Here is a 15,442-nt window from a genome sequence, read left to right on the forward strand (position 1 = left end):
TCTCCCGCCGGTACGGCGAGGTGCGACATCATGCGGCGAGCCCGAACCGCAGCGCCGCGGGCGGACGACCCCGTCGCCGGCGCAGACGAGCACACCTGCGCCGCCCACCGGCGGCCGCACCCGAGGGAGAGGCCCACCATGGCCGCAACAGGAGGAACCGGCGACAGCGCCCCGGCGCCGGCGGCCGGTGAGGCCCCGTACGCCGTCGAGCTGCGCGGCATCACCAAGCGCTTCCCGGGCGTCGTCGCCAACCGCGACATCCGGCTGCGGGTCCGCCGCGGCGAGGTGCACGCGATCGTCGGCGAGAACGGCGCCGGGAAGTCGACGCTGATGAAGACCCTGTACGGCGAGCACCGGCCCGACGAGGGCAAGATCGTCGTCGACGGGCGCGAGGTCTCCTTCCGCAGCCCGGCCGACGCCATCGCTGCCGGCATCGGCATGGTCCACCAGCACTTCATGCTGGCCGACAACTTCACCGTCCTCGAGAACGTCGTCCTCGGCAGCGAGCCGACCAAGGGCGTGCGCCTCGACCGTACGGAGGCCCGCCGGCGCATCCTCGAGATCTCCGACCGGTACGCCCTCGGCCTCGACCCCGACGAGCTGGTCGAGAACCTCGGCGTGGGCGCGCGGCAGCGGGTCGAGATCGCCAAGGTGCTCTACCGCGACGCCCGCATCCTGATCCTGGACGAGCCGACCGCCGTCCTGGTGCCCCACGAGGTCGACGAGCTGTTCGGCAACCTCAAGCAGCTCACCCGCGAGGGCCTCACCGTCATCTTCATCTCGCACAAGCTCGACGAGGTCCGCCGGGTGTGCGACGCGATCACCGTCATCCGCCGCGGCACGACGGTCGGGGACGCCGACCCGCGGACGACGACGGTCAAGCAGCTCGCCGAGATGATGGTCGGCTCCGAGCTGCCCTCCCCGGAGACGCGGACGTCGACCGTCCGCGACGAGCCGGTCCTGGTGCTCGAGCACCTCACGGTGCGCACCCCCGAGGGCCGCGCGCTCATCGACGACGTGAGCCTGACCGTGCGGGCGGGCGAGGTCGTGGGGCTGGCCGGGGTCGAGGGCAACGGCCAGGCCGAGCTCGTGGACGCGATCATGGGCCTGCGCCCCCTGGCGACGGGCACCGTGCGGCTCGACGGGGGGACGAAGGGCGACGGCGGGGCGGACAGGGGCGGAGCCGCTCTGGAGGACATCACCGCCTGGAGCACGCGCGCCCGCCGCGAGGCCGGGCTCGGCTTCATCCCCGAGGACCGGCACCGGCAGGGCATCCTCCTCGACGCGCCGCTCTGGGAGAACCGGATCCTCGGCCACCAGACGCTGCCGCCCGCCGCGAAGGGCCTCTTCATCGACAAGAAGGCCGCCCGGACCGACACCGAGCGGATCATGAAGGACTACGACGTCCGCGCCCCGGGGCCGGACACCCTCGCCGTCGCGCTGTCGGGCGGCAACCAGCAGAAGCTCATCGTCGGCCGCGAGATGAGCTCGAACCCGCGTCTGCTCATCGCCGCGCACCCGACCCGCGGCGTCGACATCGGGGCCCAGGCGGCGATCTGGGAGCTGCTCAAGGACGCCCGAGCCGAAGGGATGGGGATCCTGCTGATCTCCGCCGACCTCGACGAGCTGATCGGCCTGTCGGACACGCTGCAGGTGATGCTGCGCGGCCGGCTGGTCGCCACCGTGGACCCCGCTCACGTCACGCCCGAGGAACTCGGCGGCTACATGACGGGCGCGCGCACCTCGGCGGGTGCGGCATGAGCGTGCTCCGCCGCATCGGGATGGCGCTGTTCGCGCCGGTCCTGGCCGTCGTCGTCGCCCTGGTCATCTCGTCGCTGGTCATGGCCGCGCTGCAGGTGAACCCCCTGCAGGTGTTCGAGGTGATGCTCGACTTCGGCGAGACGCCGGCCCAGCAGGTCACCGCGATCGTGGTGATCGTCAACCGGGCGATCCCGCTGTTCCTCGCCGGCCTGGCGGTCGCCGTCGCCTTCCGCATGGGCCTGTTCAACATCGGCGTCGAGGGCCAGTACCGGCTCGCGACCATCGTGGCCGCCGCCGTCGGGGCCGCCGTCGCGCTGCCCGGGCCGCTGCACGTCCTGCTGATCGTGGTGGTGGCCGTGGTCGTCGCGGCGTTCTGGGCGGGCATCGTCGCCGTCCTCAAGGTGACCCGCGGCGTCAGCGAGGTCATCAGCTCGATCATGCTGAACTTCATCGCGCTGGGGCTGGCGTCCTACCTGCTCACCGGACCGTTCCGGGGGAGCGAGGAGGGCGCCTCGATCATCAGCACCGCCGAGATCCCCGAGTCGGGTCAGCTCGGCGGCATCAACGCGATCTTCGGCGCGATCGGGCTGGCCAACCCGCCGCGGCAGCTCTACGGCTTCCTGCCGATCGCGATCGTCGTCGGCGTCGTCATCGCGATCCTGCTCAACCGCACGCGGTTCGGCTACGACCTCAAGATCAGCGGCCTGTCGCCCTCGGCGGCGAGCGCGAGCGGGGTCGACGCCCGCGGCATGGTCATCAAGACGATGCTGCTGTCCGGCGCGGTCGCGGGCCTGATCGGCCTGCCCGACCTGCTCGGGACGACGCACTCCTACACGACCGACTTCACCGCCGGCCTGGGCTTCCTCGGCATCGCGGTGGCGCTGCTGGGCCGCAACCGGCCGCTCGGCATCGCGTTCGCGGCCCTGCTCTTCGGGTTCCTCGACCGGTCGCTGGTGCCCCTGCAGATCGCGGACTTCCCCGCATCGGTCGTCACGATCATCCAGGGCACGATCGTGCTGGCGGTCGTCGTCGCGAACGAGATCGCCCGCCGCGTGGCCCGCCGGTCGGCCGAGCGGGGCAGCGGCCAGGCGCCCGCCCCGGTGGCCGGTGACGGCGGCACCGGACCCGACCAGACCCCGGGCGGCCCAGCCGGGCCCGCCGGGGATCTCGACCAGCGGCAGGGGGCCCGGGCATGAGCACCGTGGTGACGTCACCCGGGACCCGGCCCAGCCGCGGTCCGATCACCGACCTCCTGACCGGCGGTGGGCCGGTCCGCCGGGCGCTGTGGCTGGCCATGGCCGCCCTGGTCCTGTTCTCCGTCGTCCGCGCGATCAGCGGCGAGGAGGCGCTGACGTCGTCCTCGACGATGTCGGCCGCCCTGCTGCTGGCGGTGCCGATCGGTCTGGCCGCGCTGGGCGGGCTCTTCTCCGAGCGCGCGGGCGTGGTGAACATCGGCCTCGAGGGCATGATGATCCTCGGCACCTGGGGCGCGGGCTACGCCGGCTACCAGTGGGGCTGGGCGGCCGCGCTGATCGGCGGCGTCCTGTTCGGCGCCCTCGGCGGCCTCCTGCACGCGGTCGCGACAGTGACCTTCGGCGTCGACCACGTGGTGTCCGGTGTGGCCATCAACATCCTGGCCGCCGGCGTCGCCCGCTTCCTCTCCGAGCTGCTCTACACCGACAACCCGGCCGGCGGCGGCGTGACCCAGTCCCCGGCGCTGTCGAGCGACCCGCCGCGGCTGTCGCTGCCGGTGCTCTCGTCGGGCCCGGACCTGCTCGGCGACCTCGAGAACCAGCACTGGTTCCTGGTCAGCGACCTGGCCGGCGTCCTGCGCGGGTTCACCAGCGGCGTCGGCGTCCTGACGATCCTCGCCGTCCTGCTGGTGCCGGCGTCCTACCTGCTGCTCTGGCGGACGGCGTTCGGGCTGCGGCTGCGCTCGTGCGGTGAGAACCCGGCGGCCGCCGACTCCCTCGGCGTCGCGGTCTACCGGATGAAGTACATCGCCGTGATCATCTCCGGCGCGCTGGCCGGCATGGGCGGTGTCTTCCTGGTCTTCATCGCCGGCATCTACCGGGAGAACCAGACCAACGGCCGTGGCTTCATCGGTCTGGCCGCGCTGATCTTCGGCAACTGGCGGCCGGGCGGCCTGGCCGCGGGCGCCGGCCTCTTCGGGTTCGCCGACGCGCTCCAGCTGCGCAGCCGCACCGCGGTCGTGGCCCTCCTGCTGCTGGTGGCGGTCCTGCTCGCCGGCGTGGCGATCTGGCAGGCGACGCGACGCAAGCTGGTGCAGGCGATCCTGGCCGGCGCGTTCGCGGTCGCGTCGCTGACCGGCTTCCTGCTGATCGACGAGCTGCCCCCGGGCATCGTCTCCTTCACGCCGCACCTGACGACGCTGCTCGTCCTCTCGCTGGCCTCCCAGCGATTGCGCATGCCCCAGGCCGACGGCCTGGTCTACCGACGAGGAGAGCATTGATGGGCGGGCCGGGCCGGAGTGTCCAGGCGGACTGGGACGCCCTGCGGGCGGCCGCCCGCGAGGCGATGACCCACGCCTACGCGCCGTACTCGAAGTTCCCGGTCGGCGTCGCCGGTCTCGTGGACGACGGCCGCGTGGTCACCGGGTGCAACGTGGAGAACGCCTCCTACGGGCTGGGCCTGTGCGCCGAGTGCGGGATGGTCAGCGACCTCGCCCGCACCGGTGGCGGCCGGCTCGTCGCCGTGGCGTGCGTGGGCGGCGACGGGCAGCCGCTGATGCCGTGCGGGCGCTGCCGGCAGCTGCTCTGGGAGCACGGGGGAGCGGACATGCTCATCGAGACCGTCTCGCTCGGCATCGTGCCCATGCGCGAGGTGCTGCCCGACGCGTTCGGTCCCGAGGACCTGGTCGCCGCGGCGGAGCGGGGGCAGGGCTGATGGACGCGATCGACGTCCTCCGCACCAAGCGGGACGGCGGGCAGCTGACCCCGGAGCAGATCCGCTGGGTCATCGGCGCCTACACCGACGGCACCGTGCCCGACGAGCAGATGAGTGCGCTGCTCATGGCGGTGTTCTTCCGCGGGATGTCGCCGGACGAGCTCGCCGTGTGGACCCAGGCGATGATCGACTCGGGCGAGCGCAAGGACCTGTCCTCGCTCGGCCGGCCCACCGCCGACAAGCACTCCACCGGCGGCGTGGGCGACAAGATCACGCTGCCCCTGGCGCCGCTCGTGGCCGCCTGCGGGGTCGCGGTGCCGCAGCTGTCGGGGCGCGGGCTCGGGCACACCGGCGGCACGCTGGACAAGCTCGAGGCCATCCCGGGCTGGCGCGCCGACGTGCACGAGGAGGCCTACCTGGCGCAGCTGCGCGAGGTCGGCGCGGTGATCTGCGCGGCCGGCAACGACCTGGCGCCGGCCGACAAGAAGCTCTACGCGCTGCGCGACGTGACCGGCACGGTGGAGTCGATCCCGCTGATCGCCAGCTCGATCATGAGCAAGAAGATCGCCGAGGGCGCCGACGCGCTGGTGCTGGACGTGAAGACCGGCTCGGGTGCGTTCATGAAGGACCCGGAGCTCTCCCGCGAGCTGGCCCGCACGATGGTCGGCCTCGGCGAGGCGGCCGGCGTGAAGACGGTCGCGCTCGTCACCGCGATGGACCGCCCGCTCGGCCGCGCGGCGGGCAACGCCGTCGAGGTCGCGGAGTCGGTCGAGGTGCTCGCCGGCGGCGGGCCGGCCGACGTCGTCGAGCTGACCCTCGCGCTGGCCCGGGAGATGCTCGCCGGTGCGGGGCGGGCCGACGTCGACCCGGCCGACGCGCTGGCCGACGGCCGGGCCATGGACGTGTGGCGGCGGATGATCGCCGCCCAGGGCGGTGACCCGGACGCCGCGCTGCCGACGCCGGCCGAGACGCACGTCGTCACGGCACCGGCGACCGGCACCCTGACCCGCCTGGACGCGTTCTCCCTCGGTGTCGCCGCCTGGCGGCTCGGTGCCGGGCGGGCGCGCAAGGAGGACCCGGTGTCCGCCGCGGCGGGCGTCGTCTGGACCGCCCAGGTCGGGGAGCAGGTGACCGCCGGCCAGCCGCTCCTGGAGCTGCAGACCGACGACGCCTCGCGCATCCCGCGGGCACTGGAGGCGCTCGAGGGCGCCATCGGCGTCGACACCGGCGAGCAGCCGCTGCCGCTGGTCCTGGACCGCATCACCGGGTGATCTGCGCGATCCCGCGGCCACCTGGCCGCGGGATCGGCAGGTCGGAGGGGGACACTGTCTCCTCGTGACCAGCACTCCCGCGTCGGCAGCCGCCGTGCTGCCTCCCGTCGAGCCCCTCGACCCCGACGCAGCGATCTCCATCCGCGGTCTGGTGAAGCGCTACGGAACCTTCGCCGCCGTCGACGGGCTCGACCTCGACATCCGCCGTGGCGAGATCTTCGCGCTGCTCGGCCCCAACGGAGCCGGCAAGACGACGACCGTCGAGATCTGCGAGGGGTACCGCCGGCCGGACGCCGGCGAGGTCCGGGTGCTCGGCGAGGACCCGGCCGCGGGCGGTCGCCGCTGGAAGTCGCGGCTCGGCATCGTGCTGCAGTCCGGGGCGGGGGACAGCCAGCTGACCTGCCGGGAGCTGCTGCAGGCCCAGGCCTCCTACTTCCCCGACCCGCGCGACCCCGACGAGGTGCTCGAGCTGGTCGGGCTCACCGAGAAGGCGAAGTCGCGCGGGCGGACGCTGTCGGGTGGCCAGCGGCGGCGCCTCGACGTCGCCCTCGGCATCGTCGGCCGCCCCACGCTGCTGTTCCTCGACGAGCCGACCACCGGGTTCGACCCCGAGGCGCGCCGGCAGTTCTGGTCGCTGATCCGGTCGCTGCGCGAGCTGGGCACCACGATGCTGCTCACCACGCACTACCTCGACGAGGCCGAGGCGCTCGCCGACCGCGTCGGGGTCATCGCCCGCGGCCGGCTGGTCGAGGTCGCCGTCCCGGCGCACCTGGGCGGACGGGAGAACGCGCCCGCCGTCGTCAGCTGGAGCGAGGACGGCGTCCGGCGCACCGAGGCGACCGCGACGCCGACCGCCTTCGTGCGGGACCTGGCGAGCCGGTTCCCGGGCGAGGTCCCGGAGCTGGCCGTGACCCGGCCGACGCTCGAGGACGTCTACCTGCGGATGATCGGGGACCCGGCATGACCACCGTCCAGGACCGCTCGCAGGTCGCGCTGCCGTCGCTGGCGGCCGTCTACCGCACTCGGGCGTCCGTGGAGCTCAAGGAGTTCTTCCGGCAGCGGGAGTCGGTGGTCTTCACCCTCGCCTTCCCCGTGATCCTGCTGGTGGTGTTCGGTGCCGTCCTCGACTACGACATCGGCGGCGGCGTCACCTTCACGCAGTACTTCATGGCCGGGATCATCGCGGCGGGCATCCTGGGGGCCAGCCTGCAGAACATGGCCATCAGCATCGCCACCGAGCGCTCCGACGGGACGCTGAAGGGCCTCTACGGCACGCCGATGCCGAAGAGCGCCTACTTCGTCGGGAAGGTCGTCCAGGTCCTCGCCGTCACGGTGCTGATCGTGGCGATCCTGCTGGCAGTCGGGGTCCTCGTCTACGGCATCGACCTGCCGACGGGCAGCGACTGGGTCACCTTCGTCTGGGTGACGGCGCTCGGCTCGGCCGCCTGCACGCTGCTCGGCATCGCCGTGTCCAGCCTGGCGAAGAACGGGCGGTCGGCGTCGGCGATGGTCACCCCGATCGCGCTGGTGCTGCAGTTCATCTCCGGTGTCTTCTTCCAGTTCAGCCAGGTGCCGACCTGGATGCAGACGATCGCGTCGTTCTTCCCGCTCAAGTGGATGGCGCAGGGCCTCCGGTCGGTGTTCCTGCCCGACTTCCTGGCCGCGCAGGAGCCGGCCGGCACCTGGGAGCTCGGCCGGGTCGCGATCGTCCTGGGCGTGTGGTGCGTGGCCGGGCTCCTCCTGTGCGTGGCCACCTTCCGCTGGCAGGACCGCGGCTCGGACTAGCGCTCCGCAGCCTCGCCGGCCCTTCGCCGCACGGCAGGTAGCGTCGCTGCGTGCCTGCTCCGCTGAACGCCGAGAACATCCGCCGCGCCCCCAAGGTCCTCCTCCACGACCACCTGGACGGCGGCCTGCGCCCGGAGACGGTGCTCGAGCTGGCCGACGAGTTCGGCTACCGCGGGCTGCCCGCATCCGACCCGGAAGGGCTCGGCGCCTGGTTCCGGGAGGCGGCCGACTCGGGCTCGCTGGTGCAGTACCTGGAGACCTTCGCCCACACGGTCGGCGTGATGCAGCAGCCCGAGGCGATCCACCGGGTCGCCCGCGAGTGCGCGCTCGACCTCGCCGCCGACGGCGTCGTCTACGCCGAGGTGCGGTTCGCCCCGGAGCTGTCGACCGCCCAGGGCCTGCCGATCGAGGAGGTCGTCGAGGCGATGGTCGACGGCTTCGCCGTCGGCGGCCGGGAGGCCACCGAGGCGGGCTCGCCGATCCGGGTGGGCGCGCTGCTGTGCGCCATGCGCCAGGCCGACCGCTGGGACGAGGTCGCCGGCCTCGTCGTCCGCTTCCGGGACGCGGGTGTGGTCGGCTTCGACCTCGCCGGGCCGGAGATCGGCTTCCCGCCCGACCGGATCCCCTCGGCGATCGGCGTGCTGGACGGCGCCCGCGCCCACCGCACCATCCACGCGGGCGAGGCGGCCGGCATCGACAGCATCCGGGCGGCGCTGGACGGCGCCCACGCCGAGCGGCTCGGCCACGGCATCCGCATCGCCGACGAGGTGGGCGCCGACGGCACCCTGGGCCCGGTGGCGCAGCGCGTCCTCGACGAGCAGGTGGTCCTCGAGGTCGCGCCGTCGTCCAACGTGCAGACCGGCGCGTACCCGTCGCTGGCCGAGCACCCCGTCGACCGGCTGCACCGGCTGGGTTTCGCCGTCACGCTGAACACCGACAACCGGCTGATGAGCGGGGTCTCGGTGACCAGCGAGGTCGCGGCCGTCGCCGGCACTTTCGGCTGGTCGTGGGACGACGTCCGCACCGTCACCGAGCGGGCGCTGGCCGCCGCCTTCATCGGCGAGGGCGACCGGCAGCGGCTGCTCGACCAGCTGGTCCGGCCGGGGTACGCCGCCCTGCAGGGGTGACCGCCCCCACCCCCTTCTCGGGAATCGCCCGGCGGTCCCCGCTGCTAACCTGGGTGTACCGGCACAAGGCCGGTCATCCTCCCGGACGGTTTGTCCGGGCACGAGCGCATCCGTGCAGATCCGCGTTCCACACCTGGGCGCAAGCGATCGCCATGTGAGGACGCCGGTACCTGACGGTGCTCCTCCTCTCCCACGGGACGCGCTCCGAGCAGTATCGGAGCCCCACCCCGCATGACCTTGGTCCACCCTGTCTCGTTCGAGTCGAACGCTGTTCAGACCACTTCCGAAGACCTTTCCGTCGAGGCCCCCGCGGGTCCGACCTTCCACGAGCTGGGCCTGCCTCAGCTGCTGATCACCGCCTTGGAGCGGCGCGGCATCCACCGCCCGTTCGCCATCCAGACCTCCGCCCTGCCGGACGCCCTCGCCGGCCGTGACGTGCTCGGCAAGGCCGCCACCGGCTCGGGCAAGACCCTGGCCTTCGGCCTCCCGCTGCTCGCGCGCATCGGCGCCGAGGTGAAGCAGGGCCGCCGTGCCCCGCGTGGCCTGGTCCTCGTGCCGACCCGCGAGCTCGCCCAGCAGGTGCACGACAACCTGGCCCCGCTGGGTCAGGCGACCGGCGTCCAGCTGGCCACCGTCTACGGCGGTGCGCCCATGTACCGCCAGATCCAGCAGCTGCGCCGTGGCGTCGACGTCGTCATCGCCACCCCGGGCCGGCTCCAGGACCTGATCAACCAGGGCGAGGCCACCCTCGCCGAGGTCGTCATCACCGTCCTCGACGAGGCCGACTTCATGGCCGACCTGGGCTTCCTCCCGGTCGTCAAGGAGCTCCTCGACCAGACCGTCTCCGACGCCCAGCGGCTGCTCTTCTCGGCCACCCTGGACGGCGAGGTGGACGCCCTCGTGCGCCGCTACCTCAAGGACCCGGCCCGGCACGAGGTCAAGCGCGCCGGGGACGACGCCCCGCCGGCCGAGCACCTGGCGTTCAGCCTCGCCTTCCGCGACAAGCTGCAGGTGGCCACGGAGCTGGCCGGCCGCCCGGGCCGGACGATCGTCTTCGCCCGCACCCAGCTGGGCGTCGACCGGCTCGCCGAGAACCTGAAGGCCGCCGGCATCAAGGCCGAGGCCATCCACGGCGGGCTGCCGCAGTCGGCGCGCCGCCGGGCCCTCGAGGAGTTCACCGACGCGCGGTCGCCGGTGCTCGTCGCGACCGACGTCGCCGCCCGTGGCATCCACGTGGACGACGTCTCGCTGGTCCTGCACTACGACCCGCCGACGGACGCCAAGACCTACCTGCACCGTTCGGGCCGCACCGCCCGCGCCGGTGCCGCCGGTGTGGTCGTGTCGCTGCTCCTGCCCGACCAGGTCGGCCAGGCCAAGCGCCGCTTCCGGACGGCGAAGGTCGACCCGCGCGTCGACCGCATCCGCCCCGGTGACCAGGCGATCCTCGACCTGGTGGCGAAGGGCATCGCCGTGGAGCCCAAGGAGCGCACCCAGCGCGACATGCGCCGCGGCGGCGGCGGCCCCGGCGGCCGCCCGCGTCGCGACGGCGACCGGCCCACCGGCGGTCACCGTGGCGGTCCGCGTCGCTCGTTCGGCGACCGGCCCCGGCCGGCCGGCGAGCGGTCCGGCTCGGGTGAGCGCTCCTACGGGGACCGCGGTCAGCGGTCCGGCGGGCGGCCCGGCCGCCCGTCGCGCTACTCCAGCTGACGCGCAGCACCGGACGACGCAGCGGCCGGTCCCGGGATCTCCCGGGGCCGGCCGCTGCCGTTCCAGCTTCCTGTACCGACAGCGTTCTCAGTCGCGGAAGACCAGGGCGCCGCTGATCTCGCCGACGACCTCGTCCCACTGGCGGCGCAGCTCGCCGGCGTCCTCCTGGCGCAGCGGTGCCGTCGGGTGGCTCTCGCCGTGGACGACGGCGCGGCCGAGCGGCTCGCCGGGGGAGAGCAGGGCCTCCACCCGGCGGAGCCCCGCGTACTCGGCGAGGTCGCGCACGCCCTCCACCGGCTGGGCGAAGGCCTGGTGGTCGACCAGCCCCGCGGCGCCGTCCGCGACCTCGGCGAGCACCTCGGAGAGCTCCGTGAGGTCGTAGCGGTCCTGGTCGGCGGGCAGCGGCCGGACGTCGGTGTCGGCCACCTCCGGCCACGACGCGATCTCCGCCAGGTCGTGCTCCTCGTTGCCCTTGCAGAAGCGCGCCAGCTGCTCGGGGGTGTCGAAGAGGAACACCTCGCCGTCGCGGCCGAGGAACCGGGCGACGTCCTCGACGTAGCAGCGCAGGGTCACCCCGGCCCCGTCGGGCACCACGATCTCCACCGGCAGGATCCCGACCGCCTCCCAGAACGTCGCGGCCTGGGCCACCTCGGCGGCCGAGGCGTTGAGCCGGCCACCGCGGGCGATGCTGCTCACCGGCGTGGCACCGGCGGGCTCGTCGTCGTCGACCACGACGACGTCCTCCGGGAGGTCGTCGGGGTCGACGTCCTCCACCTCGGACGCGGCCGGGTAGTCGTCGAGGGTGGCCGAGCCGGCGCCGGTCCAGTCGAAGTGCTCGTCGAGCTCGGCGACGACGTCCTCCCACAGGTCGTCGAGCACCCCTCCCACACCGACCCAGGCGTCCTCGCCGGACCGGCCGACGAACGCGTCCACGCCGAGTCCCAGGGAGCCGATCTCCGGCTTGGCCGCCAGCTCGGCGACCGCCTCGAACTGCGTCTCGTCGTCGTCCTCGTCGTCCTCGTCGCCGGCGGTGTCCAGGCAGTCGGCCAGCCGGGTGACGATGTCGATGGTGGCCGCGAGCTCCTCGACCGCCCAGCGGTCGGGGTTCTCGGCGGCGATGTCGTAGACGCCGTCGAGGTCGTAGCGGTGGTCGTCGTCCGGGGTCAGGTCCTCGGGGCCGAGGCCGACGACGACCGGCCACACCGGGTGGTCGGCGAGGTCGTGGTCGGTGCTGGTGCGGCAGTACGCCGCCAGCGCCGCCGGGGTGGGGAAGAGGTGGACCTTCGCCGTGTCGCCCTCGGTGGTGCCGAGGAACGCCTGCCACTCCTCCCCGTCCTCCTCCCACGGAGGAGCCCACAGGGTGTAGCCGGTGCGGTCATCGAGGGTGAGTGCGATCGGGACGATGCTGGGCCTGGCCACGGGAACACCCTCTCAGGTCGCCCTGGGAACGCGCTGCCCGGTTCAGACCCCGATCGGGTGCCACACCGTCTTGGTCTCGAGGAACGGCGTCATCCGCGAGAGCCCCGGGTCGGCCGTCCAGTCCGGCTCCTGGGCCGGCGCGCGCAGGACGCGCTTCACCGTGCCGGCCGCCTCGCGCTCGAACTCCATGGCCCGGCGCGGGGACGCGCCGGTGAGGTCGATGGCGTCGACGTCGGCGTGCTCGGCGAGCCAGGGGCCCAGCTCGTCGGCGTCGCCGGTCAGCACGTTCACCACGCCGCCCGGGACGTCGCTGGTGGCCAGCACCTCGGCCAGGGTGACCGCCGGGAGCGGGCGCTCCTTCGACGTCACCACTACCGCGGTGTTGCCGCCGGCCAGGACGGGGGCCAGCACGCTGACCAGGCCGAGCAGGGACGACTGCTGCGGCGCCAGGACGGCGACGACGCCGGTCGGCTCCGGCATGGAGAAGTCGAAGTACGGGCCGGCCACCGGGTTGGCCCCGCCGAGGACGGCGGCGAGCTTGTCGGTCCAGCCGGCGTACCAGACCCAGCGGTCGATGGCCGCGTCCACGGCGGCGCGGGCCTTGGACGCGGACAGGCCCTCGCCCTCGGCGACCTCCGCGCAGAACTGGACGTGCCGGCCCTCCATCACCTCGGCGACGCGGTAGAGCACCTGGCCGCGGTTGTACGCCGTCATGGCTGACCACTTCCCGAAGGCGCCACGTGCGGCGACGACGGCGTCCCGGGCGTCCTTGCGCGACGCCCAGGCGGCGTTGGCGAGGAAGTGGCCCTTGGCGTCGGTGACCTCGTAGGTGCGCCCGGACTCCGACCGCGGGAAGGCCCCGCCGACGTAGAGCTTGTAGGTCTTCCGGACGGCGAGACGGTCCGAGCTCACTGGTCGTTCCCCTTCAGGTACGCGGCCAGGCCGTGGCGGCCGCCCTCGCGGCCGTAGCCGGACTGCTTGTAGCCGCCGAACGGCGACGTCGGGTCGAACTTGTTGAACGTGTTGGCCCACACGACGCCGGCCCGGAGCTGGTTCGCGATCTTGAGGATCCGCGAGCCCTTCTCGGTCCAGATGCCGGCCGAGAGCCCGTAGGTGCTGTTGTTCGCCTTCGCGACCGCCTCGTCGGGCGTGCGGAAGGTCAGCACGCTGAGCACGGGCCCGAACACCTCGTCGCGCGCGATGCGGTGCGCGGGGGAGACGTTGGTGAAGACCGTCGGCGGGAACCAGAACCCGCGGTCGGGCAGCTCGCACGCGGGCTGCCACCGCTGCGCGCCCTCGGCCTCGCCGTAGTCGGACAGCTCCTTGATGCGGGCGAGCTGCTCGGCGGAGTTGATGGCGCCGATGTCGGTGTTCTTGTCCAGCGGGTCGCCCACGCGCAGGGTGCCGATCCGGCGCTGCAGGCTGGCGATCACCTCGTCGTGGATCGACTCCTGCACCAGCAGCCGGGAGCCGGCGCAGCAGACGTGACCCTGGTTGAAGAAGATGCCCTGCACGATGCCCTCGACGGCCTGGTCGATGGGGGCGTCGTCGAAGACGATGTTGGCCGCCTTGCCGCCCAGCTCCAGCGTGAGCTTCTTGCGGGTGCCGGCGACCGCACGGGCGATCTGCTTGCCCACCTCGGTCGAGCCGGTGAACGCCACCTTGTCGACGTCGTCGTGCTCGACCACTGCGCGACCGGTGTCGCCGGCGCCGGTGACGATGTTGACCACGCCCGGGGGCAGGTCGGCCTGGCGGCAGACCTCGGCGAACAGCAGCGCGGTCAGCGGGGTGGTCTCGGCCGGCTTGAGGACGACGGTGTTGCCGGTGGCCAGCGCCGGGGCGACCTTCCACGCCAGCATCAGCAGCGGGAAGTTCCACGGGATGACCTGACCCGCGACGCCGAGCGGCCGCGGGGCCGGCCCGAGGCCCGCGAACTCGAGCTTGTCGGCCCAGCCCGCGTGGTAGAAGAAGTGCGCCGCGGCGAGGGGGACGTCGACGTCGCGGGACTCCCGGATCGGCTTGCCGTTGTCCAGGGACTCGAGGACGGCGAACTCGCGGGCGCGCTCCTGCAGCAGGCGCGCGATGCGGAACAGGTACTTGCCGCGGTCGGCCGGGCGCATCGGGCCCCAGACGCGGGTGAACGCCCGGCGGGCGGCGGCGACGGCGCGGTCGACGTCGGCCTCGCTCGCGGCGGAGACCTCGGTGAGGACCTCCTCGGTGGCCGGGTTGACGCTCTTGAACGACTCCCCGGTGCCGTCGACGAACTCGCCGTCGATGAACAGGCCGTAGGACGGCGCGATGTCGACGATCGACCGCGACTCGGGTGCCGGGGCGTACTCGAAGGGGGCGCGGGTGCTGGCGGGCTGGGCCGGGCTGGGCGGAGTGGTTGTCATCGTCGGTCAGTCCACCGTGACGTAGTCGGGGCCGGAGTAGTGGCCGGTGCGCAGCTTCTGCCGCTGCAGCAGGAGGTCGTTGAGCAGGCTGGAGGCGCCGAAGCGGAACCAGTCGGGGTCGAGCCAGTCGGCGCCGACGGTCTCGTTGATCAGCACGAGCTGCTTGATGGCGTCCTTCGTCGTCCGGATGCCGCCGGCGGGCTTGAAGCCGATCTGGCGGCCCGTCGCGGCGCGGAAGTCGCGGACCGCCTCGAGCATCACCAGGCTGACCGGCAGCGTCGCGGCCGGGTTCACCTTGCCGGTGCTGGTCTTGATGAAGTCGCCGCCGGCCAGCATGGCGATCCAGCTCGCCCGGCGGACGTTGTCGAGCGTGACCAGCTCGCCGGTCTCGAGGATGACCTTGAGGTGGGCGTCCCCGCAGGCCTCCTTGACCGCGACGATCTCCTCGTAGACGTCGAGGTAGCGGCCGGCGAGGAAGGCGCCGCGGTCGATGACCATGTCGATCTCGTCGGCGCCGTTCTCCACGGCGTCGCGGACGTCGGCGATCTTCACCGCTCGGGAGGCGCGGCCGCTGGGGAACGCGGTGGCGACCGCGGCGACGTGGATGCCGCTGTCGCCGAGCGCCTCGCGGGCCACGCCGGCGAGGTCGCCGTAGACGCAGACGGCCGCGACCTGGGGGCACGACGCGTCGCCCGGGTCGGGGCGGCGGGCCTTCGCGGCCAGGCTGCGGACCTTGCCGGGGGTGTCGGCGCCCTCGAGGGTGGTGAGGTCGACCATGGAGATGGCCATGTCGATGGCCCAGGCCTTCGACGTGGTCTTGATCGAGCGGGTGCCGAGCACGGCGACGCGGGACTCCGCGCCGACCTGGTCGACGCCCGGCAGGCCGTGCAGGAACGCGCGGAACGCCGAGTCGGAGCGGGTGACGTCGTCGTACGGCGGCAGCGGCGCCATCAACGCGCGCGCGTCGTCGGGCAGCGCGTCGGGATCCAGCAGGTGGGTCATGCAGCCATCATCCCCCGAGGGGCAATCGCCTCCGGTGCCGCACTCACCCGTCGGGAGCGGGAGCGTCGTC

General features: G+C 73.3%; 13 protein-coding genes. 9 read left to right on the forward strand and 4 right to left on the reverse strand.

Annotated elements, in window-relative coordinates:
* Positions 1-138 precede the first annotated feature (138 nt).
* The 9 genes from DCS98_RS20470 (at position 139) to DCS98_RS20510 (ending at position 10,558) form a co-directional block, all read left to right on the forward strand.
* A complete protein-coding gene (locus DCS98_RS20470; RefSeq protein ID WP_116453313.1) occupies positions 139-1,761 on the forward strand; it encodes an ABC transporter ATP-binding protein in 1,623 nt (540 codons plus the stop codon).
* Complete coding sequence (locus DCS98_RS20475) at positions 1,758-2,957, forward strand: ABC transporter permease (RefSeq protein WP_116453315.1); 1,200 nt, start codon at positions 1,758-1,760, stop codon at positions 2,955-2,957. Before DCS98_RS20470 ends, DCS98_RS20475 begins: the two co-directional genes overlap by 4 nt.
* Positions 2,954-4,234, forward strand: coding sequence for an ABC transporter permease (locus DCS98_RS20480; protein ID WP_116453317.1), 1,281 nt, complete (start codon positions 2,954-2,956; stop codon positions 4,232-4,234). Before DCS98_RS20475 ends, DCS98_RS20480 begins: the two co-directional genes overlap by 4 nt.
* Positions 4,234-4,668, forward strand: coding sequence for a cytidine deaminase (locus DCS98_RS20485; protein ID WP_116453319.1), 435 nt, complete (start codon positions 4,234-4,236; stop codon positions 4,666-4,668). Before DCS98_RS20480 ends, DCS98_RS20485 begins: the two co-directional genes overlap by 1 nt.
* The gene (locus DCS98_RS20490) at positions 4,668-5,939 is read left to right on the forward strand and encodes a thymidine phosphorylase (protein WP_116453321.1); all 1,272 of its coding nucleotides are present in this window, start codon (positions 4,668-4,670) and stop codon (positions 5,937-5,939) included. The genes DCS98_RS20485 and DCS98_RS20490 overlap by 1 nt, the downstream gene beginning before the upstream one ends.
* A gap of 64 nt (positions 5,940-6,003) precedes the next feature.
* Entirely contained in the window at positions 6,004-6,903 is a 900-nt protein-coding gene (locus DCS98_RS20495) for an ABC transporter ATP-binding protein (protein WP_241038517.1), read from the forward strand.
* The gene (locus DCS98_RS20500) at positions 6,900-7,724 is read left to right on the forward strand and encodes an ABC transporter permease (RefSeq protein ID WP_116453323.1); all 825 of its coding nucleotides are present in this window, start codon (positions 6,900-6,902) and stop codon (positions 7,722-7,724) included. The genes DCS98_RS20495 and DCS98_RS20500 overlap by 4 nt, the downstream gene beginning before the upstream one ends.
* Before the next feature lie 50 nt (positions 7,725-7,774).
* Positions 7,775-8,851, forward strand: coding sequence for an adenosine deaminase (locus DCS98_RS20505; RefSeq protein ID WP_116453325.1), 1,077 nt, complete (start codon positions 7,775-7,777; stop codon positions 8,849-8,851).
* Positions 8,852-9,082: 231 nt separating this feature from the next.
* Positions 9,083-10,558, forward strand: coding sequence for a DEAD/DEAH box helicase (locus DCS98_RS20510; protein WP_116453326.1), 1,476 nt, complete (start codon positions 9,083-9,085; stop codon positions 10,556-10,558).
* A gap of 87 nt (positions 10,559-10,645) precedes the next feature.
* Here the strand turns inward: DCS98_RS20510 and DCS98_RS20515 are convergent, their stop codons facing one another.
* Genes DCS98_RS20515 through deoC form a run of 4 tightly spaced genes read right to left on the reverse strand, consistent with a single transcriptional unit; the run spans position 10,646 to position 15,372 of the window.
* Positions 10,646-11,977, reverse strand: coding sequence for a hypothetical protein (locus DCS98_RS20515; protein WP_116453328.1), 1,332 nt, complete (start codon positions 11,975-11,977; stop codon positions 10,646-10,648).
* A 42-nt stretch (positions 11,978-12,019) separates the two neighbouring features.
* The gene (locus DCS98_RS20520; protein WP_116453331.1) at positions 12,020-12,889 is read right to left on the reverse strand and encodes an aldehyde dehydrogenase family protein; all 870 of its coding nucleotides are present in this window, start codon (positions 12,887-12,889) and stop codon (positions 12,020-12,022) included.
* Complete coding sequence (locus DCS98_RS20525; protein WP_116453333.1) at positions 12,886-14,370, reverse strand: aldehyde dehydrogenase family protein; 1,485 nt, start codon at positions 14,368-14,370, stop codon at positions 12,886-12,888. The genes DCS98_RS20520 and DCS98_RS20525 overlap by 4 nt, the downstream gene beginning before the upstream one ends.
* A gap of 6 nt (positions 14,371-14,376) precedes the next feature.
* A complete protein-coding gene (gene deoC / locus DCS98_RS20530; protein WP_241038518.1) occupies positions 14,377-15,372 on the reverse strand; it encodes a deoxyribose-phosphate aldolase in 996 nt (331 codons plus the stop codon).
* Positions 15,373-15,442: the final 70 nt, after the last annotated feature.

The organism is Blastococcus litoris (assembly GCF_003075095.1).
Classification (GTDB): Bacteria; Actinomycetota; Actinomycetes; order Mycobacteriales; family Geodermatophilaceae; genus Blastococcus_B; species Blastococcus_B litoris.